Source organism: Neobacillus sp. DY30, from assembly GCF_030123065.1.
Lineage (GTDB): Bacteria > Bacillota > Bacilli > Bacillales > Cytobacillaceae > Neobacillus.
The window spans coordinates 2,427,775-2,445,393 of sequence record NZ_CP126093.1; the positions used below are offsets into that span (position 1 = coordinate 2,427,775).

A 17,619-nucleotide genomic window follows, 5' to 3' on the forward strand; every position below is an offset into this window, starting at 1 on the left:
TTAATTAGGTTCATAGGGATCCGTTACAAGGCCTGAATCATTTATAGAACCTTTTACGTTAACCTCCACTTTTGCCTTGCTGAAAATGGTGTTCCACTCTTTTTTGTGTTTTTTCCAATAACGAGGATTTTCTTTTGATAGTGTAGATCCAAATCCAAACACATCTGATCCTGTACTCTGTGAAATCTGAATGGTTCGCTGTACTTGTCTTCTAATTTCTTTTTCTAAATCCGTCTCAATTTTTGTTAACACTTTTGTGTCTGTTATATCTTTATTGCAATTTATTTCAGATATTTCTGTGTTTATTGCGATGTTGACTTGTAAAGTGGGAACAGGCCTTAAAAGGGTTTTAATTGACCCTTTACTTCTTTTGGAAATAAGTGTAATATACTCTTTTCCACAGGGTATAGGAAATGATGTACTCTCTATTTCTGATAAAATTAAATTGGCGTTACGAGCCATTTCTCCATCATACCATTTTACCAATTTATCTTTTTTAAATAGCGCCAAACCACTAATTTCGATAACTGATGGTTTGATATCATTTAAATTGTTCGTTTGGTTTTTGGATTTAAGTTTTTTATTTAGTTTAATCCCTGGTAATAGGAGGTCTTTACCTTCACTTGTAAGAGTAGCAATGACTTCATGTAAATTCATTGTTTTCGCGATACCATAAAATTTTTGATCGTTTTCGCTTGTACTTTTTACACTTTTTGTTGGATTTGATTCAAGTGGTTCCACCACCCCGAGTACATTTTCTGCTGATGTTCCTCTTGCAATAAAAACAGGAAAAGTGGACTTTGCTTGTTTTCCTCTTTCAAATAAATCGAATATTAAATTTGTTCCTTTCCGTGCCAACTTTTCACTAATGACGACCAGCGATAAATGTGAAACGTCGTTCTCTCTAGGAATAATACTAGAGGCTCTTCGATAGGCATCTAATACTGTCTTTGATTCTGCCGTATAGTTAGAAACTGGTATCCCGGTAGGAGTTCCAATCGGGGATAATTGACTTGGATTAATCACTTGGAACGTAACCCGATATCCATTTTCAATATCTTGAGAGACATCTATCCCCACAGCTATGACAAGACCTAATTGGTTTAACTCCCTGTAATTAGAACAGCCCGGGATTAACAGGATGATGAGCAGCAAAGTAACGAGTTTTCTCATTTTTGACTCCTACTCGAATTCATTTTGTTTTCGTTTCATAGTACCCTTTGAAGAATTCATATTTAAGGAAGTAATCGGAAACCGAATTAAGCTATCTTTCAGAGCACCTATTTTGAAGGGGGCTAACGGAGCAAAATAAGGGACACCAAAAGAACGTAAACTACAAAGATGTACTAATATACATAAAGTAAGTAATAAAATGCCGTAAAATCCGATAAAAGCCGAAGATAAAATTAACAAAAACCGCAAGCCTCTGGCAGTATTGACAATATTTGTATTCGGAAGAGTAAAGCTATTTATGGCTGAGGTAGCTACAATAATCACAATGGCTGCTGAAACAAAACCTGCTTCAACTGCAGCTTGACCTAATATGAGTGCGCCAACAATGGAAACAGCTGGACCAATTGCTCGAGGCATTCGAACTCCAGCCTCCCTCAAAACTTCAAATGCAAGTTCCATAATCAATAATTCAATAATCGCTGGAAAAGGAACCCGTTCTCTCTGTGCCATTAACGTGACCATTAATGTAGTAGGGATTAATCCTTGATGATGCGTTATTAAAGCTAAATAAACGGCGGAGGCATACATATTTAAAAGGAAAGAGCCAATTCGAATTAATCTCAAAAATGAGCTAAAAACATTATTTTCATAGTAATCTTCAGGTGATTGAAAAAACTGAATGAGTAATACCGGTAAAATTATGACAAAGGGTGTTCCTTGGATTATAATAGCAATTTTGCCTTCTAATAAATTCGCAGTCACAACATCAGGTCTTTCGGAACTTTGCATAAGAGGGAAGAGTGTCTTTCTGTTGTCTCGAACTGCTTCTTCAATGTAATTGGCTTCAAGTACCGAGTCTATCTTAATCGATTTTATCCGTGACATTGCTTCCATGACAGTGCCGTGATCGGCGATTCCCTCCATGTACATAATTCCTACGTCTGTTTTTGTTACACTGCCTACTTTTGTTGTTTTAAGCCTTAACTTAGCATTTTGGATTCTAGACCGGATTAATGATATGTTTGTACTCAGATTCTCTGTAAAGCTATCCTTCGGCCCTTTAATAACAGTTTGGGTAGTTGGTTCCGTAATCGAACGCGATTTAAACTTTCTGGTACCTACTTTTATTGCTTTTGAGGACTCATCGAGAAGTATAACGGTATCTCCAGCTAAAATACTTTCTAAAAGCTCTGACCAATTGAATATAAATTCGATAGAAGTTACAGATATAATCTGCACTATTTTATCTGCTAATTTCTCTGTAGATTTAAAGGAATAAGTATCTCTATTAAGTTGAATAATTGGGCTAATAACATTCTCCGTAATGCTTTGATCATCCACGATACCTTCAATATGGATAATGACTACGTTTTTAGTGGAAACTTGAAGTTTTCTAATGGATAGATCGTCGCTATTACCGAGTGCCATTTTCAGTTTTCTGATGTTTTCCTCTGCGTTCTCGCTAAGTGGAATTCTTTGATTTTTATTATTTTCAGTCATTTCCAATCCTCCTTTCGAAAAAAATTCCTAATTAATATTATTTTTTCCAGTAATAACTATATTATGATTAATTATTTTTGAGGCTAAAGAATGTAAGCTAGAGGAGTCAAATAATGTAGAGTAAAGTTATTAAAAGACATAGAGGTATGTATTAAAATCCAACATGGTGTAGTAAAATATTATTTTATACGTAATTCTTTGTTACAACTCTTATGGAAGGAGTTTCACTTTGCTAGAATCATTGCTTTTAAATTTCCTTTTTCTACTATTTCCGGTTTTAACTTTTCTAATTTTCTTTGAAAGTAGGTTCCATAGCTATAATCAATATTTTCTTACACTTCTTTCATCTATATCGATGGTTTTATGTATGGCATTTCCTATACGATTAGAAATCGGGTTCATTTTTGATTTACGTTATATTCCTTTGCTAATTATTGCTCTTTTTGGCGGATACAAGTTTTCTTTCCCACTATTTATTGTCTTAAATGCATATCGGTTTTTAGTTGGCGGGGAAGGTACGATACATTCGTTATTGTTTGCATCTGTTATTTTTATTATAGTCCCACTCTTACATAAATGGTTTTTGAACCAAAGTACCAAGAAACGAATCTGGACTGCCGTAGTGGCCGCTATTCTGACTATGCTCCTATATCTAACAATTCTTGGTACATTAATGCCGGATTTGAATAAGGAATTCTGGACATTAACGTTCCATGCGTTAACGACTCATGCTGTTGTTATGTTCATTATTATGATTTTAATAGAGCAAATACTTGCTAATATCAAGAAGCGTGAATCTACTCAACGGTCGGAAAGATACAATATAATCAGTGAATTGTCAGCTAGTGTTGCTCATGAAATTAGAAATCCGCTTACAGTTACAAATGGATTTCTGCAGCTTCTTAATAAATCTCAAAACATTACGCAAGAAGAGAAAAAGTATATCGATTTCTCATTAGTAGAATTAAAACGTGCTGAAGGAATTGTAAGCGACTTTCTGGCATTTGCTAAGCCTCAAAGTGAAAATATGATTGTTTCTAATCTTAAAGAGGAAACAGAATATGTTAAAAACATCATTACTCCATTTGCTAATATGCACCAGGTTGAGATCCAATATCAGTTTACTAACACATTAATGATTCAATATGATAAAAACCAGATGCAGCAATGCTTTATGAATTTATATAAAAATGGAATTGAATCGATGATAGAAAAAGGTGGAGTCCTTTCTATCAATGTAACCGACCACAAGAATGATATCATAATTAAAATTAAAGATACTGGGGTAGGAATGACGAAGAAAGAAGTGCTTCAATTAGGAAGACCGTATTATTCTACAAAGAATGAAGGAACTGGTCTTGGCATGCTAATGGTTTATAGTACAATCAATAAAATAAATGGAAAAATTGAAGTACAGAGTGAAAAAGGGAAAGGAACTATGTTTATCATTTCTATTCCTGCTTAATTATTAATATAGGATAAGGGTGAAATTGCAGATGTAATAGGGATGAAACAATAAATGAAAAGACTTAACCCCATGGTTAAGTCTTTTTATTTTAATGAATTGCTTCATTCTCTTTATTGATAAGTCTTAGCCTGCGATTGATCCTTTCCCTATTATTTTTATATCTATTTAATCGAGAAGGATTATCCTTTTAATCCTTCGTTTCGATTATTTTTCTAGTATGAAATTGTCTATTCCTTTTCTGGAAAGCAATTTATCCTCCCCTCATACTTAAGATGGGGTGGTTCCGATCACCTGGACCGATAAAATCTAATGCGGCAGGAGAGAATACCATAACTTTTCTTTTAACGCCCTCAACAAGCATTCGGATTGGATCTATAACTTCAGTATCTTGAAAGACATGGCCTCCAAAGATTATCCTCTTTTTGGCCCTCCTTCCAAAGAAAATCATATTTTTCTTCTTACCAGTGTTAACGAAAACACTCTCTTTCGACTCCTCATGAAGTGTCGATGGTACCATTTCTGTTTGTAATACTTCTTCTTCAATCGAAGCAATTATTCCAATTTCACGGTTATTTAAGATTAAGACGAAGTCATATCCTGTAGCTGTTTTCTTTTGCACAACGGATACATCATTTGTAATAGACGTGACGAAATCTTCAGATTCCATGGTGTGTGAGTTAGGAGAGGTTTCTTTTTTCTTGATGACGCGAAAAAATGCTTTTGCACCAATTTCTTCGTCAGAAAAGTCAAACGGTTTTATACTCTGTGTACGTACAAGGTATAAACTATTAACCTTTTCTTTGCTATTTAATTGGACACATAAAGCAACATCTTCATTCACCACCTTTCCCTCAATGTTGGAGAGCGTAGGGACATTCATTTTCATTCCTGGAAATTGAACGAAGATGTAGCTAAAGTTTTTCTTAGGCTGTACATCCAGAAGTCTCATAAACTCACAACCTTTCCGAATAGTTACAAGGTTATTTACCTTGTTAATGTATAATTCCACATCATTTCCTGCGTACCTGTTTTTGTATGAAGAGTTTTCATCGTCACTTTCTTATGAAATGTGATGTATCACCCCTATAATTGAGTTTTTATGAGCAATTGTCCTATCGAAAAACAAAGAATGAAAAGTATTTGTCGTTTATTTACAAGAATTAGTAGAGGTTAGAATGAAATTAATATTACTTATTTGAGAAAAAATCCATATATGTAATTTACATATATGGTTAAAATGAGTTATTATATATGTAAATTACACATAAGAGTAAAAATTATTCATTTGGTGCTAAAAGTTTCATTATTTTAAGAATGGAGGCATTTTTGTGAGTAAGAAAGAAGAAATTTTGATTTATAAAACATCCAATATTCTTAGGAAAGATACGAGCATGATGAGGTTAAACGATATTATTGAGGAACTGGTACGAATTATTGAATCCAAAACAAAAAATAAATCATAGCTTGATTATGACAATGTAAAGATAATTTTGCTGTTTATGTTGGTGAAGCGTACTTAAAGAGTTATGCCAGACAACTCGAGCTTTACCAATCTATGATCTATCAATTTTATAAAAGGTATTCTAGTTTTCTTGAGCTCTACATACCTCCGTTCATAGTGAGGATAAAATAGAGAAATTTAAAAAGTAAATGAGGAGGAACGAAGATGGTACAAAATGTGATGCATCAAAAAGAAGAAGTCCTAAAAAAGGAAGTTAATAAAGTTGAGGTACCGAAAGTAGAGGTTCCAAAAGTAGAAAAGCAAAATGAACCAAGCTATGTTACGGATTCATTTATTGAAACGTTTTGGGATCAAATTGAAGTTGCAGTATCTCGTACAAGAGATTATAGAGAACAAAGCCAAGAACTTTACTTAAACGCTATAAAAGAAACAACGAAGTTCAATGGAGTATACAGCAAAACTTTACTAGGTCTTTTTAATCAAGCAACAAAATTAAATGGCGATTTGAGTAAAGGGTTATTCCAAAACAACATTCTTAATACAAATGAATCTACTCATGAAGTGACCGAATCTTTTAAAAGTCATGTAAGTGAAGCAACTAGTAAATTAGAAGAGCTTAATTTAACTCCAATTAGCTCAGCCTTAGATTTAATTGAAAGAACTGAGATGCTTTTTGTACAAAATAGCGAAGCATTCATTGAATATACAAATAAAGCAGGGAATGCTTGGGAAGCTGTCACAGACAATTATTTAAAACAAGCTAGACAAACTCATCAAAATATTGCCCATCTATTTGAAGATAGCGTGCGTGCACTTGTTGCTCCAATTAAATAATGTAAATAGGGAATACACATTCTTAGATGGATGAGCGCTTCTTTGTTAATAAATATCCTATATCGCACAAAAAAGCAGCTTTGCCTTCACTAGTAGACAGTGTTTTTGATTAATAGGCTTTAAAAGTAACATTTTTTATTTTAGCTCTACTTGTTTCTCATATTGAGAGACAGGTAGTTTTTTTTTTTTTTGGATGTTATTTGATTCTTAGATACCTTAATACAGCATAATAATCCATGAAAGATGATGGGGAAATCCATTGTGATTGGATGAAGGGTGAGTTATTCTAAGCATATTCCTTTATGAAGGAGGGGGTATGATGAGTAAAAAACCAATCTTTAAGGAGCATTTTGTTCTACATAAATGGAGTTTTCTGCTGGGTACAATCCTTTTAACTGTCTCCCTTGTGTTGCAATTATTTGTCCCCGTTTTATTAAAATCGTTCACAGATGGGCTTCAAAATGAATCCATTCATGTTTCTGATTTATGGGAGTTGTCTTTATGGTTTGTTAGTGTCGGACTCGGTGCTTTTCTATTTCGGTCGAGTGGCCGCATTTATATATTCAAAATGTCAAGAATCCTAGAGAGGGACTTACGGAGTGCATTGTTTTCACATTGGGAGAGGCTGCAGACTGAATATTATCAAAACCAGCGAATTGGGAATTTGATGGCTCATGCCGTAAACGATGTCAATATCATGAGGCAGATCGTTATGCAGGGATATTTTCAGATGGTTGAAGCTGCCGTGCTTATTTCAATCTCTGTATTTATGATGGCTAGTACGATACATTTCTATTTAACGTTACTGGTCTTATTACCTTTACCAGGATTAACGTATATTGCCTATTGTTTCCGGTCAAAGATTCAAACGCATTCCTTAAAAGTACAAGAAGCAATTGGGACATTGACAAGCCGAGTTCAAGAATTTTGTTCGGGGATTAGTGTTATCAAAACCTATACCCAAGAGGAAGAAGAACGGAAGAAATTTACTAACGATAATAAGGACAATGTCGAGGTCAATAAACAGTTAATCCGTGCAAATTCGCTGTTCTCCTCATTAAGTCAGGGAATTGTCGGATTAAGTTATTTAATTTCCATCGTATTTGGCTCGATTTTAGTGATGAAGAGTACCATTTCTCTTGGCGATTTTGTTGCTTTTAATACCTATTTATCTTTGTTGATTGCCCCAATTGAAAACATAGGAAAGGTCATAAATCTCCTCCAGCAGGGTAAAGCAGCAGATAATCGAATTCGTGAGGTTTTAACCACGGAACCTACTATTCTAGATGAAGCAGGGATTACGCCTATAACCGCTATTCAAGGTAATATTAGTCTCAGGAGTTTATCTTTCAAGTACCAAAGGGGTAAAGAGAGTGTATTAAAGAATATCAACGTTTCCATCCCCAAAGGAACTAGTCTAGCCATTGTGGGAAAAGTAGGAAGCGGAAAATCAACCTTAGTCAATCTGCTCTTACGTTTATACAATCCTCCAAAAAATTCAATTTTTATCGATGACCATGATATCCGAGATGTTCCATTAAAAACTCTGCGGGAATCGGTTGCATACGTCCCACAAGACAATTTTTTATTTTCCACATCCATAAAAGAGAACATAGCCTTTGACCCAAATCCCTACCAAGAAGAACAGGTATTACAGGCAGCAAAGCAAGCCCACGTTTATGAAGATATTATGGATCTTCCTGATAAATTTGACACTGAATTAGGAGAAAGGGGACTTTCTTTATCAGGTGGACAACGACAGCGTGTCAGTATCGCAAGAGCATTGATAAAACCTTCTCCTATCCTCATTTTAGATGACAGCCTATCGGCAGTGGATTCTAAAACGGAAACCAATATCTTAAACACACTGAGAACACAAATGAAAAGTAGAACTTCCATCATTATTAGCCACCGAATTTCTACGATACAGGAGGCAGATCAAATTATTGTTTTAGATAAAGGGGAGATCGTCGAAAGGGGCACACATCAATCTCTTTTAAAACAAGATGGAATTTACAAAAAAATGTTTACTCAGCAAACCACGGAATTTACCAGTCCCATATTTAATGGAAGAAAGATACTCATAAAGAAAAGGAGGAGATAATGATACGAAGGATAAAAAAAGGAATGCAACCCGCAATAGGTGACCGTCAATTGTTAAAAGGTATGTTGATGTTCGCAAGACCCTATCGAAAACTCCTCTTTTTTTCATTACTGCTGACAGGCTTTATTGTAATAGCCAGTTTAGCTCAGCCATTTATTATTAAAGTGGCAATCGACTCTTACATCAAGATGAACGATTATCAAGGGTTGATGTTCTTGGGCATTATCTATTTCTTATTGATCATGGTTTCTTCTATTTGTACCTATTTCCAAAATAATACCCTTCAATTTACAGGGCAGTATGTAATATATGATTTCCGCCAAGCCATTTTTAAGCAATTATCTTTAATGCAGATGGATTTTTTTAGGAAAAATCCAATTGGCAGGTTAGTTACTAGAATCACCCATGATGTTGAATCTCTTAACCAACTATACTCTCAAGTTATTGTGAACTTAGTAAAAGAATTGTTGATTCTGATTGGAATCATCGCCCTAATGTTATATATGAGTGTAAAACTAACCCTGATTTGCTTTTTAGTCATACCAGTCATAGCCATCGTCACCTTTTATTTTAAAAGGGTATTACGTGATACACAGAGGAAGCTAAGGACGCTTCTTTCATCGCTTCTTTCCTATCTAGCTGAAAATCTCTCCGGTATGAGTGTTATCCAACTATTCGCGCGCGAAAGAAAACAGCTGGAACGTTTTAATGAATTAAATGAGGAGCATTATCGGGCTGGAATGCGTCAAACGGTAATCAATTCTATTTTTAATCCCTCTATTGGATTATTTGGGAATATTTCGCTTGCACTTTTAGTTTGGTATGGAGGAAGAAGTGTAGTAGATGGAAGTATTACCTTTGGTACCGTATATGCATTTACTCATTATGTCAGGCAGTTTTTTGAACCACTTAGAGGATTAGCTGACAGGTTTAATCAAATTCAAGCTGCGCTTGCGTCAGCTGAACGGATTTTTGAAACCTTAGAATCAAAACCAACAATCGTAAATCCTGTCCACGCTAAGGAACTTCCGGATTCAGTAAAGGGAGACATTGTATTTAACCATGTTTGGTTTGCTTACAAGAATGAAGAATGGGTATTGAAGGATGTACATTTTAGAATCAATCAAGGAGAAACAGTAGGTGTTGTCGGTGCAACAGGAGCCGGCAAAAGCTCGATTATCCAACTCATAAATCGGTTTTATGATAATCAAAAGGGGACAATTAGCCTTGATGGAATTAACATAAAAGACGTTGCTTTAAACGACCTTCGAAGGCATATCGGAATCATTCAACAAGACGCGTTTGTCTTTTCAGGGACTGTCTTTGACAATATTCGCTTGAATCATACCCAAGTTAGTAATGAAGAAATTATAAAAGCCGCAAAGGCTGTAAATATTGATTCTTTCTTTAGAATGCTGCCTCAAGGATATAACACGGTGCTGGGAGAGGAAGGAACCGTATTGTCCGCGGGACAAAAACAGCTGCTTTCCTTTCTAAGAGCCATGATTGCGGATACCGATGTTCTTATTCTTGATGAAGCGACAGCCAATATTGATACAGAAACAGAACAAGCCGTTCAAGAAGCCTTAAGAGAAATGTCCAAAAATCGAACCACCATTATCATCGCACATCGACTTTCCACTATTCAGCATGCAGATAGAATTATTGTCTTAGATAAAGGCAGAATTGTAGAAATGGGAGATCACCAACAGCTGCTAAACAACCAATCGGTGTACTATCAGTTATGCCAGAATCAGAGTAAAGGGAAACCTTTAAAAGTAACACTTTAAGTTGGAAATGTAAAAAGGATGGTCAGGAACCTGAACCATCCTTTTTCTATTGGTCTAACAATTTTTGTTCATCACTGAATTGAGTAGGAGAGACGCCAACTATCTTTTTGAAAATACGACTGAAATAGAGTTCATCCTCGTATCCGACATTTTGACTAACCTCTTTGACCCTTATATCAGAATGAGCAAGAAGCTCTTTTGCCCGGTCAATTCGTAAGTGGGTTAAATATTCAATTGGACTGTAGCCAGTATTCTTTTTGAAAAGTCTCGAATAGTGACTTTTACTTAAGCCTGCCAACTTTGCTAAGTCTGTTAAGGTTATAGCCTGATGATAATGGTGGCCGATATAATCAATCGTTTCCTCAATCACTTGTCTCGTGTCCTTAGAAACCGTTTGTGCATGAAAGTCCTGTATCAACGTTAGTAATAGTTCTTGAAATAAAATCTTTTGTCTAAATGCAATGGTTGAACCTCTGCGTTTAGACAAAGCATTGATTTCATCGAATATTAGGGCAACCCCAGAGCTGTTTTTTATGGGATAAACTCCATGTAACGGGAAAGATATATCCTGAGGCTGTTTGAAATGCCAATGCTCTTTTTTCTCAAAAGCTCCTGCATGAGTAAACCGAATAAAATAAAACTCTAGAGGATTTGAAGAGGAAGATTTTTTGTCGCATATCATCCCAGGTGTAAAAACGATAAGTTTCCCTGGTGAAAGGTCATTTTTTTTACCATTAATTATTATTTCGCCATTTCCTTTCATAATAAACCATAGGGAATGATAGAGAGGCTTTTTCCCTTTTTTATTCCAATTGGGAGGACAAGTTTTGTAACCTGCTAACAATAAGGAAAAGGTTAACTCATTTAGTTTAGAAGTTAGGCTGCCAAGATCCATAAACAAAGAGCTTCATCCTTTACAGATAGATTGCTAATTTTAGAATATCTATACGCTAAAAATACAAAAATATACTATGTTCTATATACTTTGATAGAATCTAAAGGGAAGTATGTAGAGTTAATCTTAAGAAAATCTTCATTTTTCTCCTACTTTAAACTTAAGAAATATTGCTTATACTAGACTCATTGATAAGGAAATGTAATGCAACAAATTGGAAAGGGGGTATTTTCTATATGAATCAATATACTGTGCTGGTGGTAGATGATGATAAAGAAATTCGTGATGGGATTGAAATCTACTTAAGAAATGAAGGTCTTATAGTTTTTAAGGCACAAGATGGCATTGAAGCATTAGAAATTATAAATGAACAAGAGGTACATTTGATTCTGCTGGATGTTATGATGCCGAGAATGGATGGGATATCGGCTACATTTAAAATACGAGAACAAAAGAATATTCCCATCATTATTTTAAGTGCGAAAAGTGAAGATACGGATAAGATTTTAGGCTTGCAGGTTGGCGCGGATGATTACATAACAAAACCTTTTAATCCATTGGAACTTATTGCAAGAGTAAAATCCCAGCTTAGAAGGTATGTGACATTGGGTCAATTTGATCGAAAAAATAAAACCATTGATTTAAATGGTCTTACGATTGATCAGGAGGCAAAGGAAGTTGCTGTAAACGGGGAACGCGTAAAATTAACACCGATTGAATATAAAATTGTTGAATTACTAATGGTCAATGCTGGCCGTGTATTTTCAATCTCTGATATATATGAACGGGTTTGGAATGAACCTTGCTACAATGCCGAAAATACGGTAGCAGTGCATATTCGTAAAATTCGAGAAAAAATCGAAATTGACCCAAAAAATCCAAGATATTTAAAGGTGGTGTGGGGAATTGGATACAAAATGGAGAAATAGAATAAAAATCATCGGTTGGCTTGTATTGTTTGCCTTTGGAGTCGGTGGTGTAATATCCGCTTTAATTAATGAAAATGATTATTATCAGCGTAATTACTTTAAAACATCACAATTTCATCATGAACTAGATACTTTTACACAGTATATTCATGCATTTGAAATTACTTACCGAACAAAGGAAGAAATGAAAGAGGCTGTAACCGTATCAAAGAACGAAATAGAAAACCAAAGATACCACGATGGGAGTTTAACTGAACAAATCAGGGGCATAGAACAGCAGTATCAACCTAGAATAGATGAAGCAAGAGCAAATAAAAATGAAAAAATTGCAGAAATCTATGTCAAGGAACGTGATCAAAAAATAGATGAGGTTACAAAAAACTTTGAAAGTGATGAAAATATTAAGAAGAGTATCATGGAAGAGAAAATAGAAAATATAGAAGCGTATTTCAAGGAGCTGGAAAATTATCGCCAGGAGTATGAGAATTACCAAGAGACATTTGCTTATTATTTAAAAAATACTGAAACAGGTCAAATATTCTCCAATCTACCAACAAAGAATAGCGAAATAGTTGACCAATATATAGATGAAGAAAATATGTACTATATTGCAAGCTATCCAACAAAAGAAAATGGTTATCTTGTTTTTAATCAAGATCCATTAGTCATTGGGTATCATATGGTTGACCTGCCGCCTAATAACTCCAATGATCTTTATGAAGGAAAGATAGGAGTTTCAAAGGAAGCCCCTTTAACAAACATGATCATGCAGAATTATCAGAACTATGATAATCAAAGAATCGTTTATTGGATTTATACGTTAGCCGGCATCCTTGCATTAGCTGCAAGTGGAATTTTAGGAAAGAGAATGGCTGTTATCGGGAAGCTTGCACCAAGTAAATGGCAGAGTAAATATAACAGTATTCCGTTTGATGCTGCATTATTTTTACAAGGGATATTTATTATAGCTTCCATGGCTTTAATAGATAATACATCTTATATCTATTTTAACATTGCAGCAGATGATATTATCATCAATCTTGGATTTTTAACCATAGTCATTGGGTTAACGATGGTACAAGCCATCTATCTGTTTAATAGACTTAAAACCATCACATCTGAAAAGGATGTTTGGCGTAAAACGATAATCGGACGTGTGCTGAAAAGGACTAAAAATTTCTTTGGTGCTATCGTTAACACTTTTCGTAATGCCTTTCTGAATCGAAGAGTGGGAACCCAGGTTTTTCTGCTTTTGACCATTGTTTTTTCGTTTGGAATCTTAACGGCACTCATTTTTGTTGACGAAGACTTCATTGCGCTTTTTATTCCAGCCATTTTGATCATCGGGCTGCCGCTTATGATCCTAATTATCAAACGAACAGGTTATTTTAATCAAATCCTTTCAAATGCTTCAGCATTGGCAAAGGGTGAATTTAAACCCGATTTAAGTATTGTTGGAGGGTCTGTTTTTGCCAAGCTTGCAGAAGATATCAACCAAATGAAATCGGGCGTCAAAACGTCTCAAAATGCCCAAGCAAAAAGTGAAAGGCTAAAAACCGAACTAATCACAAATGTTAGTCATGACTTGCGTACACCCTTAACTTCTATTATTACGTATTCGGATCTCTTGAAAAATCCTCAATTATCAGAGGATGAACGAAATGCGTATATTGAAATTATTGATCGTAAGTCAAAGCGGTTAAAAGTTTTAATTGATGATCTATTTGAAGTCTCAAAAATGGCCAGTGGAGCGATTGAGCTGACAAAAGCTAAGGTTGACATCGTCCAATTGCTTCAACAATCACTGGCTGAGTACAATGAAACAATGGAAGAGTCTCACGTTCAATTTAGGGTATCAAATCCCGAGCATCCTATTTATGCATTTGTTGATGGCCAAAAGCTTTGGCGGGTATTTGATAATATAATTGGAAACATCACCAAATATTCATTAGAACATTCAAGAGCGTATATTATAATCAAAGATGAAAATCATCAAGTGATGATTACTTTTAAAAATGTTTCTAAGTATGAGTTAAGTGAGAATATCGATGAATTATTTGAACGGTTTAAACGTGGGGATGAATCACGGCATACGGATGGGTCTGGGTTAGGTTTAGCTATTGCTAAGTCGATCATTGATTTACATGGAGGTACTTTAGAAATTGATGTAGATGGAGACTTGTTTAAAGTGACGGTTATTCTCAGTCTTTTAGATCAATAATATGTTAAAAACAATGAGACCTGGATTCTAGGTCTCATTTGTTAGGCTTTGTATTTAATTTTATCTCTTTTAGCTTTTGATACTGTTCATCTGGCCACCATGCCCCGCAATCATCGGATACCACACAGGCTGCACATTTCTCTAAGTCATAAACCATCATACCGGTAATGGGTGGGGAATAAAGATGGAGGGTTACCATATCTGTATTGTTTGAGGCTTTCATTTTATGGACGGCCTTTTTTGGTGCATAAAAATATTGCCCTTTATGGTGGTACTGATAAAATATTTCTTTCGGTAAGCTATCACCTTTAACTTCAAAAACAGAATTAAGGGAAGTACCTGTGATTACTTGGATCCAGCCGTGAGAATTGCCATGATCATGAGGGGCACACTCCAACTGAGACCAATTCATTACAAGCAGCTCGACTTCATCATTTTTATATAGAAGCTTTCGATTGTAAGGCTTTCCTTCAGAAGGTTGTGGTAATTGTGTGAGATCATCAAGTTTCATATCTATTTGTAACAAGGCATCCTTCAAGTCGGTTTTAGATGGACTTTTTAAAGAATCTAATACAGTCTTAATCTTAGCTATCAAAGTCATAAGCTCTCCTCCTATAGCCGTTTCTTTAAGAAGCGCAACAACATAGGCACAAGCTGACCGTTTACAATAATTACTCCTATTATAATTATGATTCCACCAGCAGCACTTATGAGTAAAACTTTTTCTTGTAAGAGCAGTACTGCAGCAATTAATGTTGCAATGGGCTCCAAATAGAGAAACATTGAAACCTTCGAAGCCTCTAAAACCTTAAGCGCTTTTCCCCAATACCAATAAGCAATTCCTGAAACAAAAACTCCAAGAAACATAAGATGAGCCCACTCTGCATGGGTTAATAATGAAAGGTTTTCCCAGCCCCTATTTCTAATAATAAAAGGTGTAGTAAGAATCAAGCCCGTTAAACACATATAAAACGTAACAACGAGAGGGGGATAAGGAATATTTAAACTTTTTAATAGTACAGAATAAATAGCCCAATTTAACGTGCTAAGAATCATTAGAAGAAAGCCAATATTCATAACGATCTGAAAGGATTGTCCACTTCTTGTCACAGTTATAACGAGAACACCGGTTATCGCCAGTACCATACCAACAGCTTTGGTTATACTCATTTTTTCATGTAAGAAAAGAACCGAGAGAATCACAGTAAAAACGGGTGAAAACGATATGAGCCAGCCAGCAGCAGATGCATTAATTGTCAATAAAGCAGTGGCCTGGAGTACTTGATGAACAAAAACTCCGAGAATGCCAAGTACCATTAGATGTGGCACATATCTAATGGAAATTTGCAAACGGTGACGTAGTATTAGCAAAAGAAAAAGCAAAAATAAGGCTCCAATCCCAAACCGAATGACGAGCAAGGAATAAGGATCCAACTTATCCAGAACAGCTTTTGTGGAAACAAAGGAAACTCCCCAAAAACTAATTGACATCAACGCATACATCGAAGCAGTTAACTTCGACCCAAAATTTGACATGCTGAACAGTCCTTTCAGCAAAAAAGATAGTTATTTTATCTTATGCTTGTCCAAATAGAACATGATTTTTCTTTTTAGGGGAAACCTAACAATGGTATAGATGTTATTATTTCAAATATAAATGTATTTACATAAAGTGGAAAAGTAGGGAGGCTAAGGTATGAGAAGGATAAACCCTGGTTCCGTCAATTCTTATATTCGTTATGGAAATGTAAAAATACCCAAGAGCATACAAAGTGAGTGCCCACAATGCCGAAACATTACCGAATTTATGATTAATGCAAACTTCCAAAGCAGCAAGAATGGATTGCTTACAGAATCCAGTTGTCCTGGGTGTAAAAAATCAACGGTATTTATTATTATGACGAAGGATGGTCAGGATGAGCAAAATGAACATGCAGATACATACATCTATGACACCCAAGCTTCAAAACATCTCATAAATCATATAGAAAGTCTCCCTAATATACCAAAAGATCTTATTAGAGCGTATCGATCAGCGATAAATGTATTCGAATCAAGAGAGAATTCTGCTACTGCGGTTATGTCTAAACGTGTTATTGAGAGTATTCTAAAACATTTTCTTAAAGAAAAAAGTAAGGGACAGCCTTTATCGCAGCAGCTTGAAATCCTCCCAAATCAAGTTGATCTCGCAAAGCCAATCCAATCTCTTAGTCACCTGCTAGCAACAGATGGACCCTTACATCGGATGCTTGAATTGGAATCAGAAATGGATTACGAAACAACTTCCTTATTAATGGATTTGCTTGAAAGTCTCATTGAATATCTTTTTGTCCTGCCTGGAAAAATTGAAGTGACACATAATAAAATCGCTAAAAAATTTAATTAAAAGGTCCCCTTGAATCATGGTGTATTAACGGGATTCAAGGGGGTTTTACCATTTATTTTATTCAACCATAAATATATATTCTCTGAACCGTTCATAAAATAGGACTAAAAGGACTAAAGGAGCAGTGGAGGGGATGTCAATGGAGATAATAAAATGCCCGGATTGTAGGAAATTAAGATTATTTGAAGACGGAAGATGTTCAAATTGTGGGTATTGTTCAAGTGTCAGAGCATCCATTAATGCCTTATATTCACATCGAAAGCCCTCAAAATATGAACAATTCAAAGCAAGGAAAAAATCGAAAGCAAATTAAATCTAGGTGTCATCCTATTAGCCCAAAACATACACTTTCTATAGAAATAATTTTGAGGAGAGGATGAAATGCAGCCCGAAATGCAAAAAGCGATCATACTTGCTGAAAATATAAATGGGTTTATTAAATTTGTTCAAAATCAAAGAACATTAAATAATTTTAGAATTGATAACAATAAATTATTACAAATCAACTATCTAGTTGAAGAATACAAGTTTCAAATCGTTGCAGATGAACTAATCAGAATCAACCAGTTTGATTGGAATGAAAAATACACACTTTATCTCGTAAACCAATTCCAACAAGGAATTACCATCATTGACGAATATGTGAAGAATAACTACAATGAATTATTTATTGTGACAGCGAGATTACACACATTAATAAACTTATGTAATAGTTTTAGTAAAATAGCTTCATAAGGTACCATTATCCGCATTAGCCGTGCGGATTATTTGTTTAGTGTAAAAAATAATGAAAATTCAAAAGAGACTGACCTAAGCGTATGTTTTGATAAACGAATATAATTAGGGGAAAATATAAC

The 17,619-nt window shown here is 35.0% G+C and carries 15 protein-coding genes; 9 read left to right on the top strand and 6 right to left on the bottom strand.

The genetic code is table 11. The features are described 5' to 3' along the window. Positions 1–1,173 (bottom strand): Ger(x)C family spore germination protein, encoded by a 1,173-nt coding sequence (locus tag QNH29_RS11595; protein ID WP_283864918.1) that lies wholly within the window; start codon positions 1,171–1,173, stop codon positions 1–3. A 9-nt stretch (positions 1,174–1,182) separates the two neighbouring features. Continuing rightward, positions 1,183–2,673, bottom strand: a complete 1,491-nt coding sequence (locus tag QNH29_RS11600) for a spore germination protein (RefSeq protein ID WP_283864919.1) — start codon at positions 2,671–2,673, stop codon at positions 1,183–1,185. A gap of 241 nt (positions 2,674–2,914) precedes the next feature. On the opposite strand from QNH29_RS11600, the gene QNH29_RS11605 reads away from it, so the two are divergent. Continuing rightward, entirely contained in the window at positions 2,915–4,138 is a 1,224-nt protein-coding gene (locus QNH29_RS11605; protein WP_283865610.1) for an ATP-binding protein, read from the top strand. Between the two features lie 253 nt (positions 4,139–4,391). On the opposite strand, the gene QNH29_RS11610 is transcribed toward QNH29_RS11605, so the two are convergent. Beyond that, positions 4,392–5,090: a hypothetical protein gene (locus tag QNH29_RS11610; RefSeq protein WP_283864920.1), complete on the bottom strand. Its 699-nt coding sequence runs from the start codon at positions 5,088–5,090 to the stop codon at positions 4,392–4,394. Between the two features lie 379 nt (positions 5,091–5,469). Here QNH29_RS11610 and QNH29_RS11615 point away from each other — a divergent pair, with 379 nt between their 5' ends. The 4 genes from QNH29_RS11615 (at position 5,470) to QNH29_RS11630 (ending at position 10,331) form a co-directional block, all read left to right on the top strand. Then, a complete protein-coding gene (locus QNH29_RS11615) occupies positions 5,470–5,604 on the top strand; it encodes a hypothetical protein (RefSeq protein ID WP_283864921.1) in 135 nt (44 codons plus the stop codon). Between the two features lie 203 nt (positions 5,605–5,807). Continuing rightward, on the top strand, positions 5,808–6,437 hold the full coding sequence (locus QNH29_RS11620; RefSeq protein ID WP_283864922.1) for a hypothetical protein: 630 nt from the start codon (positions 5,808–5,810) through the stop codon (positions 6,435–6,437). Positions 6,438–6,753: 316 nt separating this feature from the next. After that, on the top strand, positions 6,754–8,541 hold the full coding sequence (locus tag QNH29_RS11625; protein WP_283864923.1) for an ABC transporter ATP-binding protein: 1,788 nt from the start codon (positions 6,754–6,756) through the stop codon (positions 8,539–8,541). Between the two features lie 23 nt (positions 8,542–8,564). Continuing rightward, a complete protein-coding gene (locus QNH29_RS11630; RefSeq protein ID WP_283864924.1) occupies positions 8,565–10,331 on the top strand; it encodes an ABC transporter ATP-binding protein in 1,767 nt (588 codons plus the stop codon). A gap of 46 nt (positions 10,332–10,377) precedes the next feature. On the opposite strand, the gene QNH29_RS11635 is transcribed toward QNH29_RS11630, so the two are convergent. Then, positions 10,378–11,226 carry an AraC family transcriptional regulator gene (locus QNH29_RS11635; protein WP_283865611.1) on the bottom strand — a complete coding sequence of 283 codons (849 nt, stop codon included), beginning with the start codon at positions 11,224–11,226 and terminating at the stop codon, positions 10,378–10,380. 236 nt (positions 11,227–11,462) lie between these two features. Between QNH29_RS11635 and QNH29_RS11640 the strand changes: the two genes are divergently transcribed. Both QNH29_RS11640 and QNH29_RS11645 read left to right on the top strand, forming a co-directional pair. Then, complete coding sequence (locus tag QNH29_RS11640; RefSeq protein WP_283864925.1) at positions 11,463–12,155, top strand: response regulator transcription factor; 693 nt, start codon at positions 11,463–11,465, stop codon at positions 12,153–12,155. Then, positions 12,133–14,376, top strand: coding sequence for a histidine kinase dimerization/phospho-acceptor domain-containing protein (locus QNH29_RS11645; protein ID WP_283864926.1), 2,244 nt, complete (start codon positions 12,133–12,135; stop codon positions 14,374–14,376). The genes QNH29_RS11640 and QNH29_RS11645 overlap by 23 nt, the downstream gene beginning before the upstream one ends. A 34-nt stretch (positions 14,377–14,410) precedes the next feature. Here QNH29_RS11645 and QNH29_RS11650 read toward each other — a convergent pair whose 3' ends face one another. Further along, entirely contained in the window at positions 14,411–14,977 is a 567-nt protein-coding gene (locus QNH29_RS11650) for a cysteine dioxygenase (RefSeq protein ID WP_283864927.1), read from the bottom strand. Positions 14,978–14,988: 11 nt separating this feature from the next. Next, positions 14,989–15,912 (bottom strand): DMT family transporter, encoded by a 924-nt coding sequence (locus tag QNH29_RS11655; RefSeq protein ID WP_283864928.1) that lies wholly within the window; start codon positions 15,910–15,912, stop codon positions 14,989–14,991. Positions 15,913–16,072: 160 nt separating this feature from the next. Between QNH29_RS11655 and QNH29_RS11660 the strand changes: the two genes are divergently transcribed. Together QNH29_RS11660 and QNH29_RS11665 are read left to right on the top strand one after the other, a co-directional pair. After that, the gene (locus tag QNH29_RS11660; RefSeq protein WP_283864929.1) at positions 16,073–16,762 is read left to right on the top strand and encodes a DUF4145 domain-containing protein; all 690 of its coding nucleotides are present in this window, start codon (positions 16,073–16,075) and stop codon (positions 16,760–16,762) included. Between the two features lie 381 nt (positions 16,763–17,143). Next, positions 17,144–17,497: a hypothetical protein gene (locus QNH29_RS11665; protein ID WP_283864930.1), complete on the top strand. Its 354-nt coding sequence runs from the start codon at positions 17,144–17,146 to the stop codon at positions 17,495–17,497. Positions 17,498–17,619: the final 122 nt, after the last annotated feature.

Coding starts and splice junctions, on each gene's coding strand:
- QNH29_RS11595 (WP_283864918.1), bottom strand. CDS start 1,173: ATGAGAAAACTCGTTACTTTGCTGCTCATCATCCTGTTAATCCCGGGC.
- QNH29_RS11600 (WP_283864919.1), bottom strand. CDS start 2,673: ATGACTGAAAATAATAAAAATCAAAGAATTCCACTTAGCGAGAACGCA.
- QNH29_RS11610 (WP_283864920.1), bottom strand. CDS start 5,090: ATGAGACTTCTGGATGTACAGCCTAAGAAAAACTTTAGCTACATCTTC.
- QNH29_RS11620 (WP_283864922.1), top strand. CDS start 5,808: ATGGTACAAAATGTGATGCATCAAAAAGAAGAAGTCCTAAAAAAGGAA.
- QNH29_RS11625 (WP_283864923.1), top strand. CDS start 6,754: ATGATGAGTAAAAAACCAATCTTTAAGGAGCATTTTGTTCTACATAAA.
- QNH29_RS11630 (WP_283864924.1), top strand. CDS start 8,565: ATGCAACCCGCAATAGGTGACCGTCAATTGTTAAAAGGTATGTTGATG.
- QNH29_RS11635 (WP_283865611.1), bottom strand. CDS start 11,226: ATGGATCTTGGCAGCCTAACTTCTAAACTAAATGAGTTAACCTTTTCC.
- QNH29_RS11640 (WP_283864925.1), top strand. CDS start 11,463: ATGAATCAATATACTGTGCTGGTGGTAGATGATGATAAAGAAATTCGT.
- QNH29_RS11650 (WP_283864927.1), bottom strand. CDS start 14,977: ATGACTTTGATAGCTAAGATTAAGACTGTATTAGATTCTTTAAAAAGT.
- QNH29_RS11655 (WP_283864928.1), bottom strand. CDS start 15,912: ATGTCAAATTTTGGGTCGAAGTTAACTGCTTCGATGTATGCGTTGATG.
- QNH29_RS11660 (WP_283864929.1), top strand. CDS start 16,073: ATGAGAAGGATAAACCCTGGTTCCGTCAATTCTTATATTCGTTATGGA.
- QNH29_RS11665 (WP_283864930.1), top strand. CDS start 17,144: ATGCAGCCCGAAATGCAAAAAGCGATCATACTTGCTGAAAATATAAAT.